We start from the raw sequence: 7,329 nt of genomic DNA on the forward strand, positions 1-7,329 counted from the left end.
TCTTCACCGGTTTCCGCCGCGATGCGCATCCGATGGCCGTCATGTGCGGCTGCGTCGGCGCTCTGTCGGCCTTCTATCACGACTCCACCGACATCACCGATCCGCACCAGCGCATGGTCGCAAGCCTTCGTATGATCGCCAAGATGCCGACGCTTGCCGCCATGGCCTACAAGTACCATATCGGCCAGCCCTTCGTTTACCCGAAGAACGATCTCGACTATGCATCGAACTTCCTGCGCATGTGCTTTGCCGTGCCCTGCGAGGAATATGTGGTCAATCCGGTGCTTGCCCGCGCCATGGACCGCATCTTCATCCTGCACGCGGATCATGAACAGAACGCATCGACCTCGACGGTTCGCCTCGCCGGCTCTTCCGGCGCCAATCCCTTTGCTTGCATCGCCGCCGGCATCGCATGCCTCTGGGGCCCGGCCCATGGCGGCGCCAACGAAGCTGCGCTCAACATGCTGACGGAAATCGGCACGGTCGACCGCATTCCGGAATATATCGCCCGCGCCAAGGACAAGAACGATCCGTTCCGATTGATGGGCTTCGGTCATCGCGTTTACAAGAACTACGATCCGCGCGCCAAGATCATGCAGAAGACGGCGCACGAGGTCCTCGGCGAACTCGGCATCAAGGACGATCCGCTGCTCGACATCGCGATCGAACTGGAGCGTATCGCGCTGACCGATGACTATTTCATCGAGAAGAAGCTTTACCCGAATGTCGACTTCTATTCCGGCATCACGCTGAAGGCGCTCGGCTTCCCCACGACCATGTTCACGGTACTATTTGCGCTCGCCCGAACCGTCGGCTGGATTGCCCAGTGGAACGAGATGATCGAAGATCCGGATCAGCGTATCGGCCGCCCGCGCCAGCTCTATACCGGCGCACCGCTGCGCGAATACGTTCCGCTTTCAAAGCGCTGAGCGACATCCGTGATGAAACGAATACCCGGCTGCTCAGCTGCGATCTCGCAGGGTTGAATGCAATGGCGACCGAACAGTGGTGCTTGACGAATCTTGCTTCCCTTGCGAAGGCCTAGCGCGAGCATGCGAAGACGTTGAAAGCGACCGTTCTGCTCGTTGAACTCAGCGACTTCGCGGACGTCAAACGTATCTATGCCGCCCCCCTCTAGACCCCCTACCCCTGCTGGCGGTGGAAGGCGTTGGCGAAAGGTGCAAAAGTGAAATCGAGACCTTGATCGCTCTCAGTCAAGCTGCGCGCCGCCTTCACCGCAACGATCAGGAACAACATTGCTCCGGCGTCCCCGTTCAGCATAAACGTTCAGATGAACAAAGCTGTAGACGTTGACGATCGGAACAGGAAGAACGGGAATGACGCTCACTGCTGCGCTAACGAGGCATCTAAAAAATCCGGAGCAATTCCTCGACCTATCCGAGCCTAGCACGCACACGGCTACATCTATGAAGCGCTTTGCGGTCTTTAACCCGTCCACCGGCGATCTGCTGGCCGAGGTGCCGGACATGAGTGCCGAAGAGGTTTCCGCAGCCATTGACAAGGCGCATGCTGCCCAAGCGCCTTGGGCTGGGCTCACCGCCCGGGCGCGCTCGGACATCCTGTGGAAGTGGCACCGGCTGATCCTCGAACATAGCGACGATCTTGCCGTGATCTTGACGGCTGAGATGGGAAAGCCGCTGGGAGAGGCGAAATCGGAAGTCTTGTACGCGGCGGCATATCTCTAATGGTACGCCGAAGAGGCCAACCGCATTTACGGCGAGACCATTTCAGCGCCCTCCAATGACAGGCGTATGCTGGTGATCAAGCAACCAATCGGTGTTGTCGGGGCCATTACCCCTTGGAACTTTCCGGCCTCGATGGTAGCGCGCAAGATTTCGCCGGCGCTTGCCGCTGGCTGTACCGTTGTCTTGAAGCCCGCTGAGCAAACGCCCCTCGTTGCCGGGGCCATGTTCGCCCTCGCGCGTGCAGCTGGTTTCCCGGAGGGCGTTCTCAATTTCGTCTATGCGTCAGAGGGTGACGCTATCGGTCGTGAATTGTGTTCAAACCCAAAGGTGCGAAAGATCAGTTTCACAGGGTCGAACGAAGTCGGCCGATTACTGATGCGCTAGTGCTCCGACCAAATCAAGCGCATCAGCTTCGAACTCGGCGGGAACGCCCCTTTCATCGTCTTCGACGATGCTGATATCGACGCCGCCGTTGACGGCCCGATCCGAGCCAAGTTTCGCAATGCTGGGCAGACCTGCGTGTCCGCCAATCGGCTGTACGTCCAAAAACGCGTCTATGACGAATTTGCTGAAAAGTTCACCGCGCACGCGCGAAGACTTCGCGTTGGCGACGGCTTTGAACAGGACACCGCGATCGGGCCTCTGATCGACAATCATGCTCTGACAAAGATCGAAGCGCATGTCGATGACGCTGTCAAAAACGGGGCAATAGTGCGATGTGGTGGGCGGCGCATCGGCACGTCCGGAACATTTTTTGAGCCGACCGTGATTACAAATGTCGTCAGCTCAATGCGCATCGCCCAGGAAGAGACTTTCGGTCCTCTGGCACCAATCATCCGTTTCGACGACCCGGAGCAAGTCGTGCGATACGCTAACGATACGATCTACGGCCTCGCCGCCTATTTCTATGCTTCGAACCTCAGGCGGGTCTGGCGTGTGGCCGAGGCGCTGGAATACGGGATGGTCGGCATTAACACCGGCCGCATGTCGTCGGAGGCTGCACCCTTTGGAGGGATCAAGCAGTCAGGCATTGGACGTGAAGGCTCCCGCCACGGCCTCGAGGACTATCTTGAAATGAAGTACCTTTGCCTGGGTGGCCTCTGACGCGGATTAAGACCTCCCGCGATTTGACGCTGTTGATACCAGTCTCTCTCGCAAAAAAGAGGCTGCCGTCCTTGTTCGGCGGCAGCCAAGTCGCTTGGGAGGCGAATTCAAAGCTCAAGCGACTGATCCCCTAAACGAAGCCCTTTTCGTACGTGTCGCCGATCAGATACCTATCGCTTCATAGGCATCGGCGATCTGTCGGATTGACGCGACATAGGCGGCGGTTCGGTAGTCACCGAGTTCCGGTTGCTGCTCCATCAGGTCAGCAATGCGCCCCCAGGTGCTTCGCATCACGTCTTCCAGTCCGGAACGAACGAGATCGATTTCCGCGCCGCCTTCGAGGAACTCGTCACGGATGTCGGCAGGGAACTCCTTACCGGTCATGCATTCGAGGGCCGGTGCGATGGTCTGGTTGCGCCGCTCGCGCCGGCGGCGCTCCATCAAGCCGAAGCCGAAGGGATATGCGTGAGATTCTTCACCCATTCGAAGTAGCTGACGATCAGGCCGCTTCTTTGTTGCGAACATCCTTCCATTAACAACACGGCACAAGTCTGGCGGACCGGTAAGTAGGGGCACACTCCCAAGGACCCTACGAGCCGGAACCAATGCCTAACGCAATATGACCACTAATGCAACGAGTGTCTTAGTTTGCGATATATGGATCAGGTGTAACATCGCTTTCAAGATCATTGGGCTGCATCTGATGCGCCAGCGCACGAGCCATCCATTGGATGTCGCTCCCCAATCGAGGTTGCGACACCGCACCCTGGCAAGTTTAAATGTAAATGGCGTGGCCACTGATCAGGCCTTCCGGGCCGTCCGCTTTGACGACCGATTACACTTAGTTCCAAGAAGTGACGACACCCGCGCCCCCTTCGGTCCGGGCCAAGCGGCTACACAACACGGATACCGCAGCGTTATTAAGCCAATAACTCACGGCGATACATTCGGGTCGAACAGACATACTTAAAACAAATGTTGCATTTCGATTTACCACACGATACGCTTCGAAAACGGGGCAGCAGCCTGGGATACCGATCGGGACGCACAAGCTGAGCCGAGGTGCGCCGCGATGAGCCGCGCCGACAATCAAGAAGCACTAACAAAGGGGAATATCGGATGAACAAATTTTTAAAAATGTTGACAGCGGCGTCGTCGGTCGCGGTTGCTTCGGCAATTCCATTAGCCAAAGCAAATGCCGGTGAGGTACTTGATCGCGTACGCGCAACCAAGACGCTGACAGTTGCGGTCGGAACGGACTGGGGGCCGATGTCGCGCATGAATGACAAGCACGAACTTGATGGTGACGATGTCGATATCGCTAAGGGAGTTGCTAAGTACCTAGGGGTGGAGGTCAAGTTTGTTACGCCTGCCTGGGATCTCATCACCTCTGGCCAGTGGGAGGGTCGCTGGGATCTTTCTATGGGTCAAATGACGCCAACCAAGGAGCGTGCGGAAAAATTAAACTTCCCAGCTGTCTACGTGTGGGCGCCAGAAGTTGCCGTTGTTCACAAAGACAGCAAGGCGACGACGCTTTCGGATTTGGACGGAAAGATTGTCGGCGTCGGAGCGGGCAACGTGGCGGAATCCTACGCCAATCACAACTTCAATCCCAGTTGGATTGACGCCAAGCCGGTGCAGTACCAATTTACGCCAGGCCAAGTGAAGACGTATGGATCCAGCAACGTCGCATTCGACGACCTTCGTCTCGGCGACGGTGTTCGTTTAGATGCGGTTCTCGGTGATGATACGGTGGCCCGTGAAGCAATAAAATCAGGCTATCCGATCAAGGTGCTTGGTACCCTCTTCTACGCGCCAGGTGCAATCTCAATTTTGAAGGGCGACGACGAATTCAATGACAAGATCGCGGCCGCCGTCAAGAGTATGAAAGATGACGGTACCCTTTCCAAGATGTCGATCAAGTGGTTCGGGGTGGACTACTGCGAACAAAAATAAGACATCACGCGTTAGCGGCCCGGCTCGGCCGGGCCCATTTTCTTGAAGGGTCTATCATGCTATATCGGGATACAGTTGAATCCGAGGTGCTTGTTCATAAGCCTTGGTTCGTCGCCCTGATCTTCGTCGCAATGCTTGCATTTTTTCTTTCGTTCAACCTTGCGGGCACGACCTTCGGCGAACTTATGCGGCCGGTTATTGGCGACCCGCTACAAAGCGGAATTTACGGGCGTTTTGCGATCGCCTTCGTACTTGCGATCATATTTAGCCTCAACATCGTAGTAGTTGGATTTATTCCATTACAGGTGCAGATTGGCATCGTATGGATGGAACTATTGCTGCTGTTTCTCGCCTTTTTCAGATCATTCAATCTGAGCATGCCCTTCATATGGGAGAATTTGCCTTACCTCATCTCCCAAGGGGTGGTGACTACGATCTATGTTTCAGCGGTCTCGCTTTTCTTTGCCTCGCTAATCGCGATTGTCGCCGCGGTCGCAAAGCTTTCAAGCAATGGCTTCGCATATGCCACCGCCAGTTTTTACACCTCTTTTTTCCGGGGTCTGCCCCTTCTCATGCAGATTTATCTGATTTACCTCGGTTTGCCTCAGTTGGGGATTGTGCTCAATGCCGTTCCCTCGGGCATCTTGGCGTTGTCGCTCTGTGTGGGAGCCTATATGACAGAGATCTTTCGCGCCGGTATCCAGAGTATCGACCGGGGCCAATGGGAAGCGTCAAGATCCATCGGTTTTGGCTTCGGTCTGACCATGCGCAAGATCATCTTGCCGCAGGCTTTTCCTGTCATCATTCCACCGATGGGAAATACGTTCATCTCAATGCTAAAGGATAGTTCGCTTGTGTCGGTACTCGGCGTGTGGGAATTGACGTTCCTTGCCCGCACAATCGGTCAGCCGACGTTTCATCACATGGAGATGCTGATAGCAGCATCGCTCATCTATTGGACAATGTCTGTCTGCCTCGAGATTGGTCAATCACGGCTCGAGCGCCATTTCGGGAGGAGTATGGTACGATGACCCTTAGCAATACATTTGAAGTGAAGGGGGCCGATGAGCGCAACTCTTTGCAGGGGATTGACAACATGCCGCCAGTGCATGTGCCGTCATCCCACAAGTCTTCGAAGCAGAAGCAGGTCTCGATGAGCGCAGAAAAAATAATTGAAGCGACGAACGTTTCCAAGTGGTACGGCGCCTTCAGGGCACTCACTGATGTCAATATTACTGTCAGCAAAAGCGAACGCATCGTCATCTGCGGCCCCTCCGGATCGGGAAAATCGACACTGATCCGATGTTTCAACCGACTTGAGGCGCATCAGGAGGGTGAGATTGCCATTAACGGGATCAGGTTGCACAACAGAATGCGTAACGTCACCGAAGTTCGCAAGAATGTCGGTATGGTGTTCCAGCACTTCAATCTCTTTCCCCACATGACCGTGCTGATGAATTGTATGGCCGGTCCAATGTGGATTAATGGCGTGCCCGAGGCAGAGGCCAAAAAGATCGCTCTTAAGTTCCTAGAGCGCGTTCGCATCCCCGATCAAGCGAACAAATACCCAGCCCAATTATCAGGCGGACAACAGCAGCGCGTCGCGATTGCCCGTTCTCTGTGTATGGAACCAGCAGTGATGTTATTTGATGAGCCTACCTCAGCACTCGACCCTGAAATGGTTTCGGAGGTACTAGAAACTATGACTAGTCTGGCGCGTGAGGGAATGACCATGGTTTGCGTCACCCACGAGATGGGTTTTGCCCGAGCCGTCGCGGATCGGGTAATTTTCATGGATTGTGGTCGAATTGTCGAAGAGGGCAACCCCGATGACTTCTTTGGCAACCCCAAGCACGACAGAACAAAGCTGTTCCTCAGCCAAATCTTGACACATTGAAAGCTGTTATTTCACGCTTGGCTTTGTCTGGTTAGACTTCTGACACCAGACGTCATTAACGTGGCGAACTATCGAGAATGTGGCTTTGCGTGCGTCGACCTATATCTTCTCGAAGACGCAATTGATTATCGTCTAACGCCTTCGCAAGGAGGCGTGCGGCAGCTTGGTGCCGTCGCAGCGGCACCGCATCCGGCGAGCTAGCCGTCACCCATGCTTGTCGATATCTCCCAACAATATTACCGAAGCCGTCGTAACCACAGACTTGCGCGATCGGTTACATGTTTGGTGATCCTTCACAGGAAGTCCGGAGTTCCAGAGGTCCAGTATCCCCACGCCGAGGACCGCCTTGCTTTGTCACGGTGATATCGATGTTTTGCTGAGGTGAGCGGTATCGCCACGTTGCTAACAACGAGGATAACGACGTGTCTATCCATCAGCTTGAGATTTTGGCGGGCAGTATGCGGCGCCGGAAGTTCACACGAACTTCCAAGGAATCGATCGTTTCGGAGACGCTGACTGGCGAGATGACGGTGACGGAGGTTGCGCGACGTCACGACGTTGATCGGTCACTGGTTTATCGGTGGCGTCGTGAGCTTGGTGTTGCAGAGAGAGCGGAAGAGCCGCGCGCCTTCGTTCCGGTGAAGGTACAACAGGCGCCGGACTCGG

The 7,329-nt window shown here is 55.4% G+C and carries 5 protein-coding genes and 2 pseudogenes; 6 read left to right on the top strand and 1 reads right to left on the bottom strand.

The genetic code is table 11. From position 1 onward, the window contains the following. The coding region (gene gltA, locus K290_RS0132980; RefSeq protein WP_028755380.1) for a citrate synthase at positions 1-929 on the top strand (929 nt) is incomplete at its 5' end. A gap of 408 nt (positions 930-1,337) precedes the next feature. Next, a pseudogene (locus tag K290_RS35715) lies at positions 1,338-2,810 on the top strand (NAD-dependent succinate-semialdehyde dehydrogenase). A 162-nt stretch (positions 2,811-2,972) separates the two neighbouring features. On the opposite strand, the pseudogene K290_RS0133010 reads toward K290_RS35715, so the two are convergent. After that, a pseudogene (locus K290_RS0133010) lies at positions 2,973-3,316 on the bottom strand (glutamate dehydrogenase); the annotation flags it as partial. 613 nt (positions 3,317-3,929) lie between these two features. On the opposite strand from K290_RS0133010, the gene K290_RS0133015 reads away from it, so the two are divergent. From K290_RS0133015 to K290_RS37050, 4 genes are all read left to right on the top strand, one after another. Beyond that, positions 3,930-4,766 (top strand): transporter substrate-binding domain-containing protein, encoded by an 837-nt coding sequence (locus K290_RS0133015; protein WP_004129031.1) that lies wholly within the window; start codon positions 3,930-3,932, stop codon positions 4,764-4,766. A 56-nt stretch (positions 4,767-4,822) separates the two neighbouring features. Beyond that, on the top strand, positions 4,823-5,797 hold the full coding sequence (locus tag K290_RS0133020) for an amino acid ABC transporter permease (RefSeq protein ID WP_004129028.1): 975 nt from the start codon (positions 4,823-4,825) through the stop codon (positions 5,795-5,797). A 122-nt stretch (positions 5,798-5,919) separates the two neighbouring features. After that, positions 5,920-6,663 (top strand): amino acid ABC transporter ATP-binding protein, encoded by a 744-nt coding sequence (locus tag K290_RS0133025; RefSeq protein ID WP_028755383.1) that lies wholly within the window; start codon positions 5,920-5,922, stop codon positions 6,661-6,663. 422 nt (positions 6,664-7,085) lie between these two features. Further along, positions 7,086-7,329: transposase (locus K290_RS37050; RefSeq protein WP_028752708.1), on the top strand; the 244-nt coding region annotated here is incomplete at its 3' end.

The organism is Rhizobium leucaenae USDA 9039 (assembly GCF_000426285.1).
Classification (GTDB): Bacteria; Pseudomonadota; Alphaproteobacteria; order Rhizobiales; family Rhizobiaceae; genus Rhizobium; species Rhizobium leucaenae.

What these genes read in the sequence shown, in the direction of transcription:
- K290_RS0133015 (WP_004129031.1), top strand. Translation starts at nt 3,930, where the DNA reads ATGAACAAATTTTTAAAAATGTTGACAGCGGCGTCGTCGGTCGCGGTT.
- K290_RS0133020 (WP_004129028.1), top strand. Translation starts at nt 4,823, where the DNA reads ATGCTATATCGGGATACAGTTGAATCCGAGGTGCTTGTTCATAAGCCT.
- K290_RS0133025 (WP_028755383.1), top strand. Translation starts at nt 5,920, where the DNA reads ATGAGCGCAGAAAAAATAATTGAAGCGACGAACGTTTCCAAGTGGTAC.